Here is a 20,163-nt window from a genome sequence, read left to right on the forward strand (position 1 = left end):
TCCATGACGAGCATCAACGAGCAGCCGATTCCTGCTGCCCGCCCGGTCATCGGTGAAGAGGAGATCGAGGCCGCGGTACGCGTGCTGCGCAGCGGCCGCGTGGTGCAGGGACCGGAGGTCGCTGCGTTCGAGGAGGGCTTCTCCGAGCTGGTCGACGGCCGCCACTGCGTCGCCGTCAACTCCGGTACCTCCGCGCTGCACATGCTCCTTCTCGCGCTGGGCATCGGCCCGGGCGACGAGGTGATCGTCCCCTCCTTCTCCTTCGCGGCCTCCGCCAACGCCGTCCGACTGGTCGGCGCCGACGTGGTGTTCGCCGACATCGAGCCCGGCAGCTACGGCTTGGACCCGGCGGCCGTCGAAGCGGCCGTCACGCCGCGCACGGCTGCCGTCATGCCGGTGCACCTCTACGGTCACCCGGCAGCGATGGACAAGATCATGCCCATCGCGCGGAAGCACAAACTCGCCGTCGTGGAGGACGCCTGCCAGGCGCACGCCGCGGCGCTGAACGGCACCCCCGTCGGTGCGTTCGGCGAGGGCGGGACGTTCAGCTTCTACCCGACGAAGAACATGCACGCCCTCGAGGGCGGCATGGTCACCACGGCCGACGCCGAACTCGCCCGCACTCTGCGCCTCCTGCGCAACCAGGGCATGGAGCAGCGGTACGCCAACGAGATCGTCGGCGCCAACATGCGCATGACCGACGTGGCCGCCGCAGTCGGCCGCGTGCAGCTCACCAAGGTGGGCGGCTGGACCGAGCAGCGCCGCGCCAACGCCGCGTACCTCGACGCGCACATCACCGCCCCGAACGTGACGAAGCCGCCGGTCGCCGAGGGCGCCCGCCACGTCTACCACCAGTACACGATCCGGGTGCAGGGCGACCGTGAGGCCGCCATGGCCAAGCTCACCGAGGCGGGCATCGGCAACGCCGTCTACTACCCGACCCCCATCCACCGGCTGAAGCCGTACTGGGAGCCGGACCAGAAGGCCGGGCGGAACTGGGACCTGCCCGAGACCGAGCGGGCGGCCGCCGAGGTCGTCTCGCTCCCCGTCCACCCGTCGCTCGGCGAGGGCGACCTCGAGCGCATCGTGAACGCAGTGAACGCACTGGGGGAGAGCCTGTGACCGCCGCCGTACTGAGGGCCGGTCTGATCGGCCTCGGTTCCATGGGGCGTAACCACGCCCGTGTCCTCGCCGGCCTCGAAGGCGTCGAACTCGTCGGCGTCGTCGACCCGATGGGCGACAAGAACGGCTGGGCCCAGGGCGCCCCCGTGCTGTCGACCGTCGAGGAGCTCATCGCGCTCCGCATCGACTACGCGGTCGTGGCCTGCCCGACCGCCCTGCACGAAGAGGTCGGCCTGCAGCTCGCCGACGCGGGCGTCTGCGCCCTGATCGAGAAGCCGCTCGCCGACACCGTCGAGGGCGCCCGCCGCCTCGTCGAGGCCTTCGAGTCGCGCGGCCTGGTGGCCGGCGTCGGCCACATCGAGCGCTGCAACCCGGCACTGCGCTCGCTGCGCAGCCGTCTGGAGGCCGGCGAGCTGGGCGACGTCTTCCAGGTCGTCACCCGCCGCCAGGGTCCCTTCCCGCACCGCATCGCGGACGTCGGTGTGGTCAAGGACCTGGCCACGCACGACATCGACCTGACGGGCTGGGTCACCGGCCAGACGTACACCTCGATCGCGGCGCACACCGTCTCCAAGTCCGGTCGCCCGCACGAGGACATGGTCTCCGCCGTGGGCCAACTCTCCGACGGCACCATGGTCAACCACCTGGTCAACTGGCTGAGCCCGCTCAAGGAGCGCTTCACCTCGGTCACCGGTGAGCGCGGCTGCTACATCGCCGACACCCTCACCGCCGACCTCACGTTCCACTCGAACGCGGCGGTGACCACCGAATGGGAGGCGCTGCGCGCGTTCCGCGGTGTCTCCGAGGGCGACATGATCCGCTACGCCATCCCGAAGCGTGAGCCGCTGCTCGTCGAGCACGAGCTCTTCAGGGACGCCGTGCGGGGCGAGTCGGCCGACATCTGCACGTTGCGGCAAGGGCTGCGTACGGTTGAGGTCGCGGCAGCGGTTCTCGAGTCCTCCGTCAGCCGGACCACAGTGCAACTGGACAAGGATCGTGCGGCAGGCTGAGTCCCTGGCGTCGGGCATAAACGTTCCACTGCCAGACCTGATTGCGCGCTCCAGGGGAGTGCGCAATCAGGTGACGGCTCGTTCGTCTTCCACCGGAGGAAGTGCAGTATGAAATCCCCTGCCCGCCGACCGCGGCTCGCCGTGATTGTTGCCAACGGCATCACGGGCGACTCGCGGGTCCAGAAGACGGCGGTGGCCGCAGCCCGCGACGGCTGGGACGTCACGCTGGTCGGCAGAAGCGAGACCAAGCACGTCCAGCGGTCGAGGATGGGGCCGATCCAGGTGGTCCGCGTCCCGGTGACGGCGGAGTACGTGCGCTCGGTGAAGGCGCGCCGGACTCACCCGCTGCGTGGGGCGTTGACCCAGTTCCGGATGCAGGATCAGGCTGCACTGAACCACTACCGTGCCTCCTACCGGGCGTGGGTGCGCCAGACGTCGGCCGAGACCACCTGGTCGGGCGCACCCCGACGGGCTTCTCTGAAGGCCGTGCTGCGCGCGCGCCGTGCTATGTACAAGCTGCGGGTGCGCGCCTTCAAGTGGGAGCAGCGCAGGGTACCGAAGGACCCGCAGCCGGTACGTGACTGGAGGTTCGACTGGCCCCAGCTGGTGGACCTGGACCTGGCGTTCGGCCCGGTGATCGAAGAGCTCAAGCCGGATGTCATCCACGCCAACGACTCCACCATGATCGTGACTGCAGCTCGCAGTGCCGCGCGACTCCGGGCGAGTGGGCACCGGTGTGCCTGGCTGTACGACGCCCACGAGTACGTTCGCGGCGTGGAGTGGCCCAATCCGCGACAGGCTTACGCTCTTCCGGCAGCCGAAGCCGAGTACATCGGCCGGGCTGACGCGGTGGTCACCGTGTCCCCGCAGCTCGCCGAGCTTCTCAAGGATGATCACAAGCTCTCGAAGCTTCCTCTGGTGGTAGGCAACTCGCCGGTCCGCGAGGTGATCGGCTCCGGATCGGTACGGTCGTCCGTCCGAGAGGTCTGCGGGCTGGGGCCGGAAGTACCGCTCATGGTGTATTCGGGATGGCTGGGGCCCGAACGCGGCGTGGACGCCGTCATCGACGGTCTCCCCGAGCTGCCCGGTGTGCATCTGGCCCTGGTCTGCAGCCGGGTCACGCCCCTCCTGGAGCAGTTGCTGTCCACCGCGGAGACGCTCGGTGTGCGTGACCGCATCCATCTGGTTCCGTACGTCGCACAGCACGAGGTGGCCGACTACCTGTCCTCGGCGGACATCGGCCTGACGCCGTTCAGGCGGGTGCCCAACTGTGAGGTCTCCCTGCCGACGAAGGTCTCCGAGTACCTTCAGGCGGGTCTACCGCTGGTCACCAGCGACGTGCGGGTGATCAAGGCGTACGTGGAGGAGAAGGGGCTCGGCGAGGTCTTCTCCTGGGACGCCCCCGCTACCTTCGCGGCCGCCGCGGCCCGTGCACTGAAGCGCCGCGATGAGCTGGCACAGGCCATCACCGAAGACGTGCGCAAGGAGCTCTCCTGGGAGCAGCAGAGCGCCGGGCTCCTGGAGCTGTACCGCACCCTTTCGAAAAAGACACCGCCGGTGCCGGTGGCCGAGGTGCCCTGGACGGTTCAGGAGACTCCGGGGGCCCCGCGGGTCGGTTCGAGCAGCGGTAAGTCAGGTATGCCCGTCTGGACCCCTCTCGGCTCCACGCGGGTCAAGTTGGGGATCGGGCCCGCCAACTACGCGGGTCAGGGCGCGGCTTTCGCGCAGGCGATCTCGCGTGCCTACTCAGATGTTTCCGTCGAAGTCGTCATGAATCAGCGTGCCGACACCTTCGACTATCCGGCCGATGTGTATGTGGACGCCGCTCGGCTCGGAGAGTTGGATGTCCAGCTGCAGCAGGTGAAGAGAATCGTCGGCCGCTACAGCCACCTCGTCGTCGATGCTTTCATGCCGGTCTTCGGCCGGCTCAACGGTGACACCATCGCAGGTGACCTGGCCGCGCTCCGCAAGGCGCGGGTGAAGGTGGCGCTCCTTTCGCACGGAAGTGATATCCGCCACCCCGACAGGCACCTGGAACGGCACGAGTACTCCTTGTTCCGTGACGCTCCCGAGGGCATCGCCGAGAAACTCAGAAGTAAGGCGGAGGCCAACCGGCGCATTGCCGACGAGGCCGGTCTGCCGCTCTTCGTCACGACTCCCGACCTGCTGGACGACCTGCCGGCTGCCAAGTGGGCGCCCCTGGTGGTGGACGTCGCCTCATGGGCGGCCGACACCGTGGTCATGGAGCGCAAGCGGCCCATCGTGCTGCACGCCCCGTCCAAGCGCTGGACCAAGGGTACGGACCGGATCATGCCCGTCCTCACCGAGCTGCACGACAGAGGAGTCATCGACTTCAGGCTTGCCGAGGACATCCCCTGGGCCGAGATGCAGGCGCTGGTCAAGGCGAGCGACCTGGTCCTGGACCAGTTCACCACCGGAAGTTACGGCACTTTCGCAGTCGAGGCGATGGCCGCGGGCAAGCCGGTGATCGGCTACATCAGCGATGCGGTGAAGGCGACGACGAACGGCGAGCTGCCCATCGTCAGCGCCACTCCCGCCACGCTGCGGGAAGCGCTGGATTCCCTGATCGAAGATCGCGAGGGCGCCGCGGCCATCGGCCGTGCCTCGGTGGAATTCGCGCATACGTACCACGACGGACGCTGGACCGCGCAGGTACTGAGCGGATTCCTCAAGTGACGCGTCCGGGGGAAAGGTTGTTCATGGAGACGCAGGAAGCCGGCATCGAGCTGCCCCGCAGGGGCCGGGTCGTCATGCTCGTCGACAACAAGGTCGAAGGGGATTCGCGGGTCCAGAAGGCCGCCGAGTCCATGGCTGCGGCGGGCTGGGACGTGACGTTGCTCGGCCTGGTGCGCTCGGGCAGCGGCCGCAGCTGGAAAATCGGCGATGCCGATGTGCGACTGCTGCCGCTGAAGACACCACTGGCGAAGCGGCACGCCGAACGGCACCGCTCGCTGCTGCGCCGACCTCTGGCCTACCCGCCCGGCCCGCTCGGTGCGTACAGACGGCAGTGGGCCAAGGCTTGGCGCGCCGACGTCGCGTCGCGCCGCGCCGCGCTCAAGGTGGTGCCGCAGGCGGTCGGGTCGCCGGCCTTCCGCAAGGTGGAGCAGGCGCGTCTCACGGTGGCCGGACCGGCGTCGAAGCTGCTGCAGCGCTGGATCGCCCTCCGCTCCCGTCAGTCAACTGAGGCGCACGAGGCCGGTCGAAGGCTTCAAGGGCCGATGGACCGGGCCTTCACCGCTGCCTGGAAGACTGCCAAGGGCAGGAGAGCCTGGCGCAGGCTCGAACCCGCGTTGTGGGACTACGAGCTGACCTACGGCAAGGAGATCGATGCGCTCAAGCCCGATCTGATCCACGCCAACGACTTCCGGATGCTTGGTGTGGGGGCTCGTGCCGCGGTCCGGGCCAGGGCCGCGGGACGTCAGGTCAAGCTCGTCTGGGACGCCCACGAGTTCCTTCCCGGGGTCCGCCCCTGGGAGGACAACGCGCACTGGATTCCCGGCAATACGGCGCACGAGAGCGAGTACGCCCCCTACGCCGACGCGGTGGTGACCGTGTCCGAAGGTCTCGGCGACCTGCTGCGCGAGCGCCATTTCCTGGCCACCAGGCCCACGGTCGTGCTGAACGCGCCCGACCGGCCGGTCGAGAGGCCGGACACCGGCCCGGCTCCGGACCTACGTGAACTGTGCGGCATCGGCCCCGAGGTTCCGCTGGTGGTCTACAGCGGCTCGCCGGGTCCGCAGCGGGGCCTCGGCGACATGGTGGAAGCGCTGCCGCAGCTTGACGGCGTACACATGGCCTTCGTGGTCCCGAATCCCGCTGCCTCCTACATAAAGGGCTTGCTGACCCGGGCCGCGGAGCTGGGGGTGGGGGACCGCCTGCACGCGGTGCCCTACGTACCGCACTGGCAGGTTGTCTCGTTCCTGTCCACGGCGAACGCCGGTTGTATCCCGATCCACCACTGGCCCAACCATGAGATCGCGCTGATCACGAAGTTCTTCGAGTACTCCCACGCCAGGCTGCCCTTGGTCGTGAGCGACGTGAAGACCATGTCCGAAGTGACCCGTTCGACGGGACAGGGTGAGGTCTGCACCGCTGAGGACGTCGCTGATCTGGCCCGCGCGATCAAGCAGGTCCTGGCCGACCCGGAGCGCTACCGTGCCGCGTACGACAAGCCCGGGCTGCTGGACACGTGGACCTGGGAGGCGCAGGCCGAGGTCCTCGACGGGCTCTACTCCGACCTGCTCCCGGGCCGCGAGAAGGTGGAAAACAGACTATGACGGCTCCTGACGTCAGTGTGGTTGTCGCTGTCTACAACACGATGCCGTACCTCACGGAATGCCTGAACTCGCTTGTCGGGCAGAGCATCGGTTTGGAGCGGCTGGAGATCGTCGCGGTCGATGACGGCTCGACGGACGAGAGCGGTGCTGAGCTCGACCGTTTCGCCGAGCGCTACCCCGGCACGGTCAAGGTCGTCCACCAGGCGAACTCCGGTGGCCCCGCCGCGCCCAGTAACAGGGCGCTCGAGGTGGCCACCGGCCGGTTCGTGTACTTCATAGGGTCCGACGACTATCTCGGTGTGGAAGCCCTTGAGCGCATGGTGGGCTACGCGGACGAGCACGACTCCGACGTGGTCATCGGCAAGATGGTCGGAACCAACGGCCGGTACGTGCACCAGAAGCTGTACAAGAAGAACGACCCTGACGTCAGCCTCTTTCGCTCGAGCCTGCCTTACACACTGGCGAACACCAAGCTCTTCCGCCGCGAGCTGGTCGAGAAGCACGGGCTGCGCTTTCCGGAAGACCTGCCGGTCGGCAGCGATCAGCCGTTCACCATCGAGGCATGCGTCCGAGCCCGGAAGATCTCGGTCCTCTCGGACTACACCTTCTACTACGCGGTGAAGCGCGGTGACGCCAGCAACATCACCTACAGGGCCAACCATCTGTCCCGGCTGCGATGTACTGCCGCGATCATGAAGCACGCCGCCACACTCGTGGAAGCCGGTCCCGACCGTGACGCGCTGTTCGAGCGGCACTTCACCTGGGAACTCGCCAAACTCATCCAGGGCGATTTCCCGGCCCTCGACCCGGAAATCCGACAGGAGGTCTGCGACGGGATCGCTGCCCTTGCGGACGAGTACCTGACCGACGGACTCCGGGATTCCCTGGACGTCAAGCGACGGGTGCGGATCTGCCTCGCGCAGGCCGGAGCTGTGGAGGAGCTCGTCCGGGCCATCGAGGACGAGGCCGAGCACGGCGCCCCGCCCTTCCGTCTCGAGGACGGCCGGGCCTTCGCGCTGTACCCCGGTTTCCGTGACGAGGCCCTCGGCCTGCCCGACCGTGTCTACGAGCTGGTCGGGGAGGCTGTGCCCGGGCGGCTGGCACAGGGCACCGAGCTCGTCACCGCCGAATGGGACCAGAAAGGTGACGACCTGGCTCTCGTGCTCACGGCCCGGACCGGTGTCATCGGTGACATCAGTTCCCTGACCGTGCGCCTGGCGAAGGGGGCCATGCCCAAGAGCGCGGACAAGCCCGGCGCGCGCCGTCTGCCGGCCGGCCAGGAACTCCCCCATCCCGAGGGAGAGTTCAGTCGGTCGACTGCCGATGACGGCCGGGCGACGACAGTGCGCGCCCGGATCCCGGTCCATGCCGCCAAGGCGAAGCTCGGTGTCCGCGTGTACGTGGACGTGGCAGGTTCGACTTACGAGATCCCGGTGAAGACCGGCGGTCAGCCGCTTCCCCTGGCCCGTCGCTGGCGGCAGGCCGTTCCGTACAGGGTGTCGGCGAACCAGAATTCCAAGGGCCGGCTCGTGGTCACGACCGCCCCCCTGTGGGAGATCAAACCCGGTGCGGGCAAGCGGCTGCGCCACATGCTGTCCAGGCTGAAGAGGAAAGTAACCCGATGAACATCTGTGTAGTCGCGCTCGGCAAGATCGGCCTCCCGCTCGCCGTGCAGTTCGCGGCCAAGGGCCACAAGGTCATTGGCGCGGACGTCAACGAGAAGGTCGTCGAGCTGGTCAACGCGGCCACCGAGCCGTTCCCCGGCGAGCACGACCTCGACGTCAAGCTCAAGGAGACCGTGGGAGCGGGCCTGCTCTCCGCGACGACGGACACCACGGCGGCGGTCGCCGCGTCCGACGCCGTCGTGGTCGTCGTCCCGCTCTTCGTGGACGCCGAGGGCACCCCTGACTTCGGCTGGATGGACTCGGCCACCAAGGCCATCGCCGCAGGCCTCAAGCCGGGCACCCTCGTCAGCTACGAGACCACGCTGCCCGTCGGCACCACCCGTACCCGCTGGGCTCCGATGCTCGCGGAGGGCTCCGGCCTGACCCCGGGTGTGGACTTCCACCTCGTCTTCTCGCCGGAGCGCGTGCTGACCGGCCGCGTCTTCGCCGACCTGCGCCGCTACCCCAAGCTCGTCGGCGGCATCGACGAGGCGTCCTCGCAGCGCGGCGTGGAGTTCTACGAGGCCGTGCTCGACTTCGACGACCGCGAGGACCTGCCGCGCCCGAACGGCGTCTGGGACCTCGGCACGGCGGAGGCGTCCGAGCTCGCCAAGCTCGCCGAGACGACGTACCGCGACGTCAACATCGGTCTGGCCAACCAGTTCGCCCGGTTCGCCGACAAGAACGACATCGACGTCAAGAAGGTCATTGAGGCCTGCAACAGCCAGCCCTACAGCCACATCCACCAGCCGGGTATCGCCGTCGGCGGCCACTGCATCCCGATCTACCCGCGGATGTACCTCTGGAACGACCCGGAGGCTACCGTCGTCCGTTCGGCTCGTGAGGCCAACGCCGCGATGCCCGAGTACTCCGTCGACCTGCTGGCCGCCGCCTACGGAGACCTGGACGGCGCCGGGGTCCTCGTGCTGGGCGCCGCCTACCGCGGTGGAGTCAAGGAGACCGCCTTCTCCGGTGTCTTCGGTGTCGTCGACGCGCTGAAGGCGCGCGGCGCGGTTCCGTTCGTCTCGGACCCGATGTACACCCCCGACGAGCTGACCGCGCACGGTCTCGTGCCGCACGAGGGTCAGACGGTCACCGCCGCGATCCTCCAGGCCGACCACGCCGAGTACCGTGAGCTGGCCGCCGCCGACCTGCCGGACGTGCGCGTCCTGGTCGACGGCCGTCGCACGACGGACCCGGCCAAGTGGGAAGGCGTACGCCGCGTCGTCATCGGCGGCTGACCGAACTCGTACCGACGGCTGAGGCCCCACCCGGCTTGGGTTCCAGTGGTCGTTGCAACACCGCCTGGTTCTAGGTGGTGAGTAGATCACGTAGACGCTCGGCTGGGGTATCCCAGCCGAGCGTCTTGCGTGGGCGGCAGTTGAGTTCCTGGGCGACGTGCTCGAGGTCTTCGGGGGGCTGTGGACGCTCAGGTCGGTGCCCTTGGGGAAGTACTGCCGCAGCAGTCCGTTGGTGTTCTCGTTGGAGCCGCGCTGCCAGGGCGAGGCGGGGTCGCAGAAGTAGACGGGCATGCCGGTGGCCATGCTGAACTGCTTGTGGCGTGCCATCTCGCTGCCCTGGTCCCAGGTGAGGGAGTCGTGCAGGTGGGCGGGCAGGGTCTGGATCGTGGCGACCAGGCCGTCGCGGACCGGTTTCGGCGTCGTGGGCTCCGCCGGGCAGGTGGACCAGCAGGGTGTAGCGGGTGCTGCGTTCGACCAGGGTGGCGATCGCGGAACGGCCACCCGCACCGATGATCAGGTCGCCTTCCCAGTGGCCGGGCACGGCCCGTTCCTCGACGTCGGAGGGGCGGTCGCTGATCATGATCATCGGATCGGTGAACCGGGGAGTGCGCCGCTGGGGGTCCCGGCGTGGTTTGCGGCGGGTGCGGCCGGAGCGGACGGCTGCCTGCACTTCCCGCTTCAGGCCGCCGCGAACCTGGAAATACAGTGCCTGGTAGATCGTTTCCACGCTCACCCGCATGCTCTCGTCGTCGGGATACTCAGTAGTCAGAGCGTGGCAGATCTGCTCCGGTGACCACCGCCTGCGCAGTTGGTCCTGGACGAAGCGGCGCAGCAGGCCTGTGCGCAGCAGCTTGCGCTCCTTGGGCCGGGCCTGCGCGGGGCGGCTGCCCGGTGGGTGGCGTAGGGCTGGCAGCCCTATGCGCCGGAGTTCGCGTCGATCTCCCGCTTGACCGTGCTCGCCGACCGCCCCAGGGCCCGTCCGATCGCCCTCAGCGACTGCCCCGCCGCGCGGAGATCGCGGATCTTCTCGCGCTCGGCGAGCGTCAGGAACCTCGGGTGGAGCTGCTTCTCCAGGGCCGTCAGGCCCACCGGTGGCGTGGTCACGCCGCCCATCGTGACGGTCCCGGTGGCGTAGTCGACACGGCGCCCGTCGGCATAGGTGCGCGTGGTGCGGCTCTTCTTGACGCCCCAGTCCCAGTCCTTGGCTGTGCGCTCGTTCACGCCGGCCTGCCGGGCCGCTGCCCGGCGGGCGACACCGGCGGCCCGAAGCCGCTCGTACTCGTCCCGCCCGGGATGCCGGCGCGGCAGACGCACCGAACTCCGCCCGGCCTTCCGGGCCCAGCCGAAGGCGGTGTTCCGGTTCATCCCCAGGTCCCGGGCAACCAGGGTCACGTTCCCCACAACATCCAGCCGGGCAATAAAACGCTCCCTCAGCCTCGCAACATCATCGCGTCCAACGACCCCGGTCCTCGCAACTCCCACAGATCGCGGGTGTTGCGAGGACCGTTAGAACCCAAGCGGCACCGGGTGGGGCCTCAGCCGTCTGTCCGGCCGTGAGGTCAAGCGGCAGGGCGCTCCGTGCGGTCCCGGTCCGCTGCCCGGCTGGCCTCCTGCTCCAGCCGCGCGCGGAGCCAGCGCTGGGACGGGCGCTCCACCAGCCTGTGCAGCAGCCAGGCCGCGATCAGAATGACAGCGGTGGCCACCAGGAGCGTGGGCCAGGCGCCGAGAGGTCCGTACAGGTTCCGGATCAGCGCCCATCCGAGTTCTTCATGCAGCAGATAGAGGGGATAGACGAGCGCGCCGAGGGCGACGAATCCGTTCCAGCGGATCCGGTCGAGCTTGTGCAGCGCGACGGCCAGAACGAGCAGGTAGAAGACGGTCACCAGTGCGAGGGCCATGTAGGGGTGCCGGTCCATTCCGCGGTCATGGCGCAGACCGTCGGCATGCTGGACCAGGTCGCTCTGCATGACGAGCCAGCTCGCGGCCAACAGGCCCCAGAGCTTGAGGTCCGGGCCGAAGCGGTACATCAGGTACATCGCGATGCCGCCGACGAACAGCGCGGTGTTGAGGGGCTGGGCGAAGATCCCGAGTACGGGTACCTGGTTGTCCTTCTGCTGGACCAGCACGCTCGCCAGCAGCCACAGCCAGCAGAAAACGCTGACCCGCCGGTAGTCGAGGCCCTTCCAGATCACCAGGAGGAAGATCAGGTAAAAGGTGAGCTCCGCCCACAGCGTCCAGTAGGCGCCCACCAGGTGCTGTGCGGACAGTGGCACCTGGAGCATGGTCAGGTTCGTGAGCGACTCACTGATACTGGGGCCGGTGCGCGAACCGTCCGGGAGTGCACGCCACACCACGAAGGCGACGGCTGCCGAGAACCAGTAGGCGGGGAACAACCGCAGGAATCGCGCCCGGACGAACTGCCCAGGCGTGCGACCCCAGGCGGACAGGCAGATCACGAAGCCGCTGATCAGGAAGAAGAGCTGGACGCCGTAGGAACCGTAGGAGGTCACCGGGAAGAGCCACGGAAACAACTCCTTCGGATTTACGCCCCAGTTGGCCTTGGTTGCCGCGTCCACCCCGGTGAAGTGGAAGGCGAGCACGGCAAGCGCGGCGAGAACCCGCAGCGCGTCCAGAGCGTGCAGCCGTGGCGCGGGGGCCCGAAAGGCCTCCTGCGGGGCTTGAGCGGTGACGAGCTGATTGCTGGGCACCAGGACTTCGCTTCGGGACATGTCGGCCTCGTCAGGCTTACCGGGCACCTCAAAAGGGTGCCGTGCCCGGTCATCCTAGGGACCGCAGGAGTGGGCCGTGAGCGGGGTATGGTCCACGGACCCTCTCACTCAGCGTTCGTCCGTACCCTGCGCTGAGCTGGAATCTCACCGAACCGTGCGCAGAGCAACGCGTCGAAGCGCGGGCCGACCGTGCCCCAGCCCCAGGTGGAGATCGCTTTCTCGGATGCTTCGTGCCCAGACTGCAGCCAGCTTTCCTCGGACTCGTTGGCCGCGAGGATCCGCGCAGCGGCCTCGGTGGGTGTGGATACCACCCAGTCCTCGGGGAACAGCGAATGGGCACCGTGCGGTCTCTCAGCGAAGAAAGGCCAGTCCCGTACCACCGGGACCGCGCCACTTGCAGCGCCCTCCACAAGGCCCAGATGCCAGCTCTCGCGAACGGACGTGCTGAGTATCACTCCGACGTTCGTCAGCTCGGCGGCAATGTCGTCCGTATGGCCGCTCATGTGCACTGCGCCGGAAGCGACGAGCGGTGCCAGTTCCGCGGCGAACGCCGTCCGGTAACGGTCGAGAGCCGGGCTGACGCCGGGCTCCATGGAGCCCCCGATCAGGCGCAGGCGGTAGCGCTTGTCCTGCCGGCGCAGGATGCGCAGCACCTCGAGGGCCCAGCGGGGATCCTTGGCGACCTGGCTGAGGCCGACGAGGCCGAGAGTGAACCGCGCCTCGGATTTCTTCGGGAGGGGCAACGGGGTGAGGTCGACCGCGTTGTCGAGGACGTGGGTGGCAGGGGCGTCCGGTTCGCGGAGCCTGGGCAGCGTGGCGACGGCAAGGTCCCGCAGATGCTCGCTGACGAACACCAAGTCGTCCACGCGGGAGAAGTCCACCAGGTGCGGCCAGTAGCTGAAGACCTCGAAGCTGTGCAGGCGCACCACGACCCGGGTTGTGCCGGGGTCGACGAGCGTGAGAAACGCGGCGGCAACGGTGCACCAGTCGACGAACACCACATCGGCCCAGTCGAGGTGTGGACGAAGAGCCTCCTCCACCTGTTCGGCGTAAGCGCTCCGGATGCCGATGCCGCTGGCGATCATCCGGCCGAGGCCTTTGGCGAGCGGGGCCGTCGCCGGGTCGGCTGCGGTGTTCAGGACACGTACCTCGACCCCCGGATGGTTCCGGTAGTGGTCGAGGATCACCGGCAGGAAGTTGTCGTTCGCGCTGTGGACTAAGAGCAGACGCATCGGCCGGTCCGCTGGTGGAGCAGCGGATGCAGTCACCCGCCCGCGCGGCGCCCGCAGCGCCCGCAGGACGCGACTGCGCCTCAGGGGACCCGTGAACTGGGCGGGTTCGGTGGCGAGCGGCGAGGTGAGTCCGTCGATGTGGGCGACCCGGTGGAAGGCGAGGACCAGCGCCTTGGCAGCTGACGCGGCGGAGGCCTTGCGACGCCCGGCCTTGTGGTGCTCGTCGGCACACAGCAGTTCCGCTGCGTAAGCCTGCGTCAGGTGGCGGGGAAGGTAACCGAGGCCCAGCCTTGCCTCCGCCGCCGCTGTCAGCACATCGGCCCTGGCCGAGGGATCTTGGATACGGTGACCCGCCACGCCCAGAACCCTCTCGGCCAGAACCGGTCTCTTGACTCGTGCCATCCGGTCGGTGGCCCAGCGTGCGAGGCCGATGAGGTGTTCGTCTGAGAGGCGAAGTGTGTGCACAGCGAAGCTCCACGGTCGAGTCAGGAACTTGGACCGTACGGGCTTGGCCGGGGTAACGGAAGAGTTGTACCCCTCCGACGCGGAGAGTTGCGTACCGTACTCCCGCACCTCTGCCCGAAGTGCCCAGGCATCGTGACAAAGGTGCCGAACGGTTTCGCGTGTCTCCTTCTGCTCAGCGTGTTCCGGCGGCTCGCTCGGTGAGGGCGCCTTCAGCCTCGTCGTGCAGAGCACCCGTCTGCGGACACTCCCAGACGCCCGGCTCGTCCGCCCGCTCGACGAGCTTGACGCCGCTGCGGCCCACCCAGCCGATCCGGCGGGCGGGAACGCCCACGACCAGGCCGAAGTCCGGCACGTCCTTCGTGACCACGGCCCCCGCCGCCACCATGGCCCAGCGCCCGACCCGTACGGGCGCGACGCACACGGACCGTGCGCCGAGCGAGGCACCCTCGGCGACCTTCACGCCCACGGCTTCCCAGTCGCCGCCGCGCTTCTGCTTGCCCTCGGGGTCCACGGAGCGCGGGTTGTGGTCATTGGTGAGGACCACGGCGGGACCGACGAAGACGCCGTCTCCGAGCTCTGCCGGCTCGTACACCAGGGCGTAGTTCTGCAGCTTGACGTTGTTCCCGATCTGGACGCCGGTGCCCACGTAGGCGCCGCGGCCCACCACGCATCCCTCGCCGAGCCTGGCGCCCTCACGGATCTGGGCGAGCTCCCAGACGCTGCTGCCGTCGCCGATCTCGGCACTGTCGTCGACCTGGGCAGTGGGCTGGACTCTGTAGTTCACGTGTTGCGCCTTCCGGAGAGCGGACTTGCCCGGCGAGCATACGATCCCGCGCCATGCACGGGGCACGCGGCACCGTGACGCAGACGGCGGCCGCTCTCCCGTTCCGAGGGGGAGAGGCCGCCGACGGTGCACGGCAGGTCAGCCCTTCGGCGAGATGAAGGCGAGCGCCGGGCCCGCGCCGATCGGGCTGGAAGCGGTGTCCCAGTTGAACCAGCCGGTCTTCTGAACCTGATGGCTCTCGTTGCCGCCGACCGTCTCGATCTGCTTGCCGTCCGAGGAGACGGCCACCACGATGTTCACGTGGTCGGCTTCACCGTCGGTCAGATTCTTGTCGGTGTCGTAGAGCACCGCGTCCCCGACCTTGGGGGAGCCGGACCGGTAGGTGCCGTGCTTCAAGCCGTACTCGCGCAGGCTGATGGCCCTGGCGTCCAGCTCCGACGAACCCGTCACGTCGTTGCCGGCCCAGATGTACTTGACGAACTCCGCGCACCAGGCACGGCTGAAGTCGAAGTCGTAGTCGTTGAAGTTGTTGCCGACTTCTGTCTTGGCGTCCTTGGCGATGTCCTGCCCAAGCGTGCTTACCGACTTGCAGGTGACCTGGCCGGGTGCGGCGGAGAGAAGGGACTGGGTCCAGCCGGAGGTGTCGACCGGGTCGTCGTTGTGGTAGGCGATGTCGTCTCCGTTGCCGTCGGAGATGTTGGCGTCCTTGTACCAGTACATGGCGCCGGTCGTGGCGATGCGGCCGTAGTAGAAGCCGCTGCCGGAGGAGACGACCTGATCGAATCCAGACCATCCCGACTCCTTCAGGTCGTCACGCTTCCAGGCCCCACCGATGATCTTGTAGGAGAAGAGTTTTCCGGCTTCGGTGGTGGCGATGAGGCGGTCCTGGCCGACGGTGGTGAGGGTCTTGAGGACGAAGCCGGTGCCGATCTCGGCGCGTTGGCCGATGTGTTCGACGCCCTTGGGCTTGGCCTGGGAGACGAGGTACTGGAGCAGTGTGCCGTCGGCGGTGGTGCCGTAGAGGTGTCCGTAGCCGTCGTAGCTGAGCTTGTCGTGGGTCCAGCCCTTGTCGATGATCTTGTCGATGGCGGAGACGGCGAGTGTCTCGTCGTTGGTCTGGACGTCGACGCGGTAGAGGGCGCCGGCGGTGGAGGTGACGAGGATGGTGTTGAAGTTGAGTGTGGCCATGGCCTTGGGTTCGAAGCCCAGGTCGGGGCCGACGCGTGTTCTGATGCGGTTGCCGGTGCCGGGTGTGATGGCGGAGTAGGTGAGGCGGCCGTCGTCGAGGATGCCGTAGATCGACGAGGTGCCGGTGCACACCTGCTCAGCGGCTTGGGCGGTGCCGGTACTCGCGGTCAGAAGACTGAGCGAAACGGCACCTGTGGCTAGTGCGGTGACGGCGGTGCGAAGCGTCTTGGAGGAAGTGAACACGGTGCTGCTCCTTGGCCTTGGGCATGTTTGCGGGCAGCCCTGACACCGGGCTGACGGGTTCGATGGGTGTTGCGAAGACGCGGCGCGCCCAGTCGGCCGGGCGCGGGGGCACGAGTGCCCTCAGTACCAGCCGGTGCTCTGCGAGTGGCTCCAGGCCGAGCAGGGCGTGCCGTACCGGTCGTCGATGTAGTCGAGCCCCCAGTGGATCTGGGTGAGGGGGTTGGTCCGCCAGTCACCTCCGGCGGAGGCCATCTTCGATCCAGGGTTGGCCTGGGGGATGCCGTAGGCGGCAGACGTGGGGTTCTGGGCGTTCCAGCGCCAACCGCTTTCACGGGTCCAGAGGCTGTCGAGGCAGGTCCACTGCGCAGTGGTGGCCCAGTCGCGGTCGTGCTTGTTCATCAGGTCGCGGCCGGCGGCCTTCACCTCTCCGATGTCATCGCGGTCGACCGTGTCCTCAGGCGTCGTGCAGGTGACCTGGCCGGGTGCGGCGGAGAGAAGGGACTGGGTCCAGCCGGAGGTGTCGACCGGGTCGTCGTTGTGGTAGGCGATGTCGTCTCCGTTGCCGTCGGAGATGTTGGCGTCCTTGTACCAGTACATGGCGCCGGTCGTGGCGATGCGGCCGTAGTAGAAGCCGCTGCCGGAGGAGACGACCTGATCGAATCCAGACCATCCCGACTCCTTCAGGTCCCCGCGCTTCCAAGTCCCGGCACTCACCTTGTAGGAGAAGAGTTTTCCGGCTTCGGTGGTGGCGATGAGGCGGTCCTGGCCGACGGTGGTGAGGGTCTTGAGGACGAAGCCGGTGCCGATCTCGGCGCGTTGGCCGATGTGTTCGACGCCCTTGGGCTTGGCCTGGGAGACGAGGTACTGGAGCAGTGTGCCGTCGGCGGTGGTGCCGTAGAGGTGTCCGTAGCCGTCGTAGCTGAGCTTGTCGTGGGTCCAGCCCTTGTCGATGATCTTGTCGATGGCGGAGACGGCGAGTGTCTCGTCGTTGGTCTGGACGTCGACGCGGTAGAGGGCGCCGGCGGTGGAGGTGACGAGGATGGTGTTGAAGTTGAGTGTGGCCATGGCCTTGGGTTCGAAGCCCAGGTCGGGGCCGACGCGTGTTCTGATGCGGTTGCCGGTGCCGGGTGTGATGGCGGAGTAGGTGAGGCGGCCGTCGTCGAGGATGCCGTAGATCGACGAGGTGCCGGTGCACACCTGCTCAGCGGCTTGGGCGGTGCCGGTACTCGCGGTCAGAAGACTGAGCGAAACGGCACCTGCGAGCAGAACGCCCATGATTCGGCCGGCGCTTTCGGTCATAGTTTTCACGCTTGTTTCCCCGAAGCTCTGGTTGTCACTGCCAGCTCATGTCGTTCGTGCCGATGACCACGGGTGCCTCGGCGCCTGATGCGGCGGAGGTGGTGGCGTCGGGCGCCGACACGGTGAGGCCGATCACAGGGACTGCGATTGCCAGGGCGAGAAGGGTGATTCGGACGGCCTTGATATGACGGATGACGCGCATGGCTGTGGCTGGCCCTTCATGTGTCGGACGGTGACCCGAGTGACAGACAGGTAGTCGGAGCCGTACCGCAGTGGTGCGGCTCCGAGCGGTGATGCATAGCTAAGCCGCAGCTCAGAGGGGGAGGAAGAGTTTTGGGCTGGCCCAAAACGGCCATGGATGGTTCGGGCCACAGGCTGCTGGCCGGCCACCGGCCGGCAGCGGCGGGGCCCTCTTGCTCACGGGGGGAACAAAAGGGTGATCAGAGGTGCACCTACCTTCCGCAGCACTGCCGGAGGCAGGCGCTCTTCGTCGAGCAGGCGACGGCAGATCGTCTCCGTCCTCCTCTCCGCTTTGTTCAGTGACCCCGTCAACAGAAAGAAGCCCAGCACGAAGCTGTCCGGCGGCACCGAATGGACCGACACGTGCTCCACCTGGTCTGTTGGGGAGAGTGAGGTGCGAATCAATTCACCTGTGCCGCTGGGAAGTTCGAACGGGCCGAGGGCGGCGAAATGTGCATGGACGAGGAACATGCCCATCACCATGGCCGGATGTGGTGGGAGGACCTGACCACGGCGCCTGGACGTTTCCGGCAGTGACCGCATCAGGCCCGGAGGCCGACTGGAAACGGCCGGCTGTGCAGTGATCCATTGAAGTAATCGTGAAGATCCTGAGATGATTCGGTTGCAGGACTGTGTCAACTGACGCCGGGGGGAACACACGTGTTGACCGAGCTCGGGCTGGATGTGGCAGCCGAAGCCGTCTATCGGGCCATGCTGTCCATGCCTAGTGCGAACGTCGCCGCCCTGGCCCGTGATCTCGGCGCGTCCACCGACGCGGTTAGGTGCGCGTTGGACGAGCTCAGCGCATTGGCGCTCGTGCGGCCTTCGGCCGAAGACCCCGGGCGCCTGTGGGCCGTTTCGCCCGACATCGGGATGGAGATCCTGATGGCTCGCAGACAGGCGCAGCTGACCGCTCAGCAGGAACGGCTGGATGCGTCGCGGGCGGCCGCGGTCCAGCTAGTCGCGGAGTATGCCGAGCTGACGCCGGAAACACGCCAGCCTGGAGTCGAACAACTCGTCGGGCTCGATCGGATACGTGATCGCCTGGTGTCCCTGACGCACGGTACGAAGGACGAAGTCCTGTCCTTGTCGCCCGACTCCGTGCTGACCGAGGCCGCGATCGCCGCCTCGCGCCCTCTGAACGAGGAGCTGCTGGGCCGGGGAGTGCACATGCGCACCGTCTACCTCGACAGTGTCCGGAACAGCCGTCCGACGATCGAGCATGCGAACTGGCTCGCCGGGATGGGGGGTGAAGTCCGCACGTCGGCCTTGCTTCCCATTCGCATGCTCATCGTGGATCGGTCCACCGCCCTGATTCCGGTCAGAAGTGACGACACCGCTGTAGGGGCGGCAGTCCTGACCGGCGAAGGCATGCTGACCGCTCTCCACGCGCTCTTCGAGTCCGTCTGGGGCGCGGCCCAGCCCCTTGCCGATGCGCCGGCCTGCGGTGCGGACGGTCTCACCGCTCAGCAGGCGACGATCATCCGTCTGCTGGCAGAAGGGCATACCGACGAGGCCATCGCCAAGCGTCTGGGTGTTTCCCCGAGGACCGCGCGGAGGATGGCGAACGAGCTGATGGAGCGGTTGTCGGCGCGCAGCCGCTTCGAAGCCGGGGCTCGTGCGGTTCAGCGGGGATGGCTGCCGTCGCACGTCTGAGCCCGGGAGCGGGAACGTGCCCGGGTGCAGAGCCGAAGGATGAGCGGTGACGTGCCTCGCCGCCGACGCGGGGGGTGTGCGGCGCAGTGGACGGAACGTTCCCTGGGTTGATCGGCAGGACCCGGTTTGACCCCCCGCACCCCGCCCCGTAATCTTGACCCTCGGCGTGTTTATGTGCGCCTAACCCCTGAGCACATCCCTCCCGGTGATTCGTCCCCGGGGGAGGCCGTTCATCCTTCCGGACTGTCGTGGGCCCCGGCCCGCGCGGGCGGCTGGCATCAGGGGATCCGTTCCGAGTGAGAGAGAGATCCGCGTGTACGCCATCGTGCGCAGCGGTGGTCGCCAGCACAAGGTTGCTGTCGGCGACATCGTTGAGGTTGACAAGATTTCCACCGCCAAGGTTGGCGACACGGTCGAGCTCTCGACCCTGCTCGTTGTCGACGGCGACGCCGTGACCAGCGACCCGTGGGTGCTGGACGGCATCAAGGTCCAGGCCGAGGTCGTGGACCACCACAAGGGCGCGAAGATCGACATCCTTCGCTACAAGAACAAGACGGGTTACCGCCGTCGCCAGGGTCACCGCCAGCAGTACACGGCGATCAAGGTCACCGGTATCCCCGCGGCTGCGAAGTAAGGGACTGAGGAGACATGGCACACAAGAAGGGCGCATCGTCCACTCGGAACGGGCGCGATTCCAATGCTCAGCGGCTCGGCGTGAAGCGCTTCGGCGGTCAGGCCGTCAACGCCGGTGAGATCCTGGTCCGCCAGCGCGGCACCCACTTCCACCCGGGCACGGGCGTCGGCCGTGGCGGCGACGACACGCTGTTCGCGCTGACCGCCGGTGCGGTGGAGTTCGGTACGCACCGTGGCCGCAAGGTCGTGAACATCGTTCCCGTCGCTGCCTGATCCAGGCAACGGCTGAACGTCACAGCACCTTCCGAGGGCGGATCTCAGCTTTCCCGGTGAACCGGGGAAGCGGGTCCGCCCTCGGC

At 67.8% G+C, this 20,163-nt stretch carries 16 protein-coding genes and 1 pseudogene; 9 read left to right on the forward strand and 8 right to left on the reverse strand.

From position 1 onward, the window contains the following. The first annotated feature begins 3 nt into the window (after positions 1 to 3). From LWJ43_RS22365 to LWJ43_RS22390, 6 genes are all read left to right on the forward strand, one after another. Positions 4 to 1,122 (forward strand): DegT/DnrJ/EryC1/StrS family aminotransferase, encoded by a 1,119-nt coding sequence (locus LWJ43_RS22365; protein ID WP_277333999.1) that lies wholly within the window; start codon positions 4 to 6, stop codon positions 1,120 to 1,122. Next, the gene (locus LWJ43_RS22370) at positions 1,119 to 2,132 is read left to right on the forward strand and encodes a Gfo/Idh/MocA family protein (RefSeq protein ID WP_277334000.1); all 1,014 of its coding nucleotides are present in this window, start codon (positions 1,119 to 1,121) and stop codon (positions 2,130 to 2,132) included. The genes LWJ43_RS22365 and LWJ43_RS22370 overlap by 4 nt, the downstream gene beginning before the upstream one ends. 108 nt (positions 2,133 to 2,240) lie before the next feature. Further along, positions 2,241 to 4,829: a glycosyltransferase gene (locus LWJ43_RS22375; RefSeq protein ID WP_277334001.1), complete on the forward strand. Its 2,589-nt coding sequence runs from the start codon at positions 2,241 to 2,243 to the stop codon at positions 4,827 to 4,829. 23 nt (positions 4,830 to 4,852) lie between these two features. Further along, a complete protein-coding gene (locus LWJ43_RS22380) occupies positions 4,853 to 6,430 on the forward strand; it encodes a glycosyltransferase family 4 protein (RefSeq protein ID WP_277334002.1) in 1,578 nt (525 codons plus the stop codon). Beyond that, positions 6,427 to 8,055: a glycosyltransferase family 2 protein gene (locus LWJ43_RS22385; RefSeq protein WP_277334003.1), complete on the forward strand. Its 1,629-nt coding sequence runs from the start codon at positions 6,427 to 6,429 to the stop codon at positions 8,053 to 8,055. Before LWJ43_RS22380 ends, LWJ43_RS22385 begins: the two co-directional genes overlap by 4 nt. Continuing rightward, entirely contained in the window at positions 8,052 to 9,335 is a 1,284-nt protein-coding gene (locus LWJ43_RS22390; protein ID WP_277334004.1) for a nucleotide sugar dehydrogenase, read from the forward strand. Before LWJ43_RS22385 ends, LWJ43_RS22390 begins: the two co-directional genes overlap by 4 nt. A gap of 70 nt (positions 9,336 to 9,405) precedes the next feature. Here LWJ43_RS22390 and LWJ43_RS22395 read toward each other — a convergent pair. The 8 genes and pseudogenes from LWJ43_RS22395 to LWJ43_RS22430 all read right to left on the reverse strand — a co-directional run bounded on the left by LWJ43_RS22395 (position 9,406) and on the right by LWJ43_RS22430 (position 17,998). After that, positions 9,406 to 10,700 (reverse strand): annotated as a pseudogene (locus LWJ43_RS22395) (IS30 family transposase). A 194-nt stretch (positions 10,701 to 10,894) separates the two neighbouring features. Continuing rightward, the gene (locus LWJ43_RS22400; RefSeq protein WP_277334005.1) at positions 10,895 to 12,064 is read right to left on the reverse strand and encodes an acyltransferase family protein; all 1,170 of its coding nucleotides are present in this window, start codon (positions 12,062 to 12,064) and stop codon (positions 10,895 to 10,897) included. Between the two features lie 104 nt (positions 12,065 to 12,168). Further along, positions 12,169 to 13,992, reverse strand: a complete 1,824-nt coding sequence (locus tag LWJ43_RS22405; protein WP_277334006.1) for a glycosyltransferase family protein — start codon at positions 13,990 to 13,992, stop codon at positions 12,169 to 12,171. Next, on the reverse strand, positions 13,934 to 14,545 hold the full coding sequence (locus LWJ43_RS22410; protein WP_277334007.1) for an acyltransferase: 612 nt from the start codon (positions 14,543 to 14,545) through the stop codon (positions 13,934 to 13,936). The genes LWJ43_RS22405 and LWJ43_RS22410 overlap by 59 nt, the downstream gene beginning before the upstream one ends. Positions 14,546 to 14,683: 138 nt before the next feature. Then, positions 14,684 to 15,976 (reverse strand): CHAP domain-containing protein, encoded by a 1,293-nt coding sequence (locus tag LWJ43_RS22415; protein WP_277334008.1) that lies wholly within the window; start codon positions 15,974 to 15,976, stop codon positions 14,684 to 14,686. 120 nt (positions 15,977 to 16,096) lie between these two features. Then, positions 16,097 to 17,275 carry an aggregation-promoting factor C-terminal-like domain-containing protein gene (locus tag LWJ43_RS22420; protein WP_277334009.1) on the reverse strand — a complete coding sequence of 393 codons (1,179 nt, stop codon included), beginning with the start codon at positions 17,273 to 17,275 and terminating at the stop codon, positions 16,097 to 16,099. A gap of 34 nt (positions 17,276 to 17,309) precedes the next feature. Beyond that, entirely contained in the window at positions 17,310 to 17,477 is a 168-nt protein-coding gene (locus tag LWJ43_RS22425; RefSeq protein WP_277334010.1) for a hypothetical protein, read from the reverse strand. Positions 17,478 to 17,692: 215 nt separating this feature from the next. Then, complete coding sequence (locus LWJ43_RS22430) at positions 17,693 to 17,998, reverse strand: hypothetical protein (protein WP_277334011.1); 306 nt, start codon at positions 17,996 to 17,998, stop codon at positions 17,693 to 17,695. Between the two features lie 177 nt (positions 17,999 to 18,175). Between LWJ43_RS22430 and LWJ43_RS22435 the strand changes: the two genes are divergently transcribed. The 3 genes from LWJ43_RS22435 to rpmA all read left to right on the forward strand — a co-directional run bounded on the left by LWJ43_RS22435 (position 18,176) and on the right by rpmA (position 20,077). Continuing rightward, on the forward strand, positions 18,176 to 19,171 hold the full coding sequence (locus tag LWJ43_RS22435) for a helix-turn-helix domain-containing protein (protein ID WP_277334012.1): 996 nt from the start codon (positions 18,176 to 18,178) through the stop codon (positions 19,169 to 19,171). Between the two features lie 313 nt (positions 19,172 to 19,484). Next, positions 19,485 to 19,805 (forward strand): 50S ribosomal protein L21, encoded by a 321-nt coding sequence (gene rplU / locus LWJ43_RS22440; RefSeq protein ID WP_014045903.1) that lies wholly within the window; start codon positions 19,485 to 19,487, stop codon positions 19,803 to 19,805. A gap of 14 nt (positions 19,806 to 19,819) precedes the next feature. Continuing rightward, on the forward strand, positions 19,820 to 20,077 hold the full coding sequence (gene rpmA / locus LWJ43_RS22445) for a 50S ribosomal protein L27 (protein WP_014045902.1): 258 nt from the start codon (positions 19,820 to 19,822) through the stop codon (positions 20,075 to 20,077). Positions 20,078 to 20,163 lie beyond the last annotated feature (86 nt).

Source organism: Streptomyces sp. JH34 (genome assembly GCF_029428875.1).
In the GTDB taxonomy this organism is placed as follows: Bacteria; Actinomycetota; Actinomycetes; order Streptomycetales; family Streptomycetaceae; genus Streptomyces.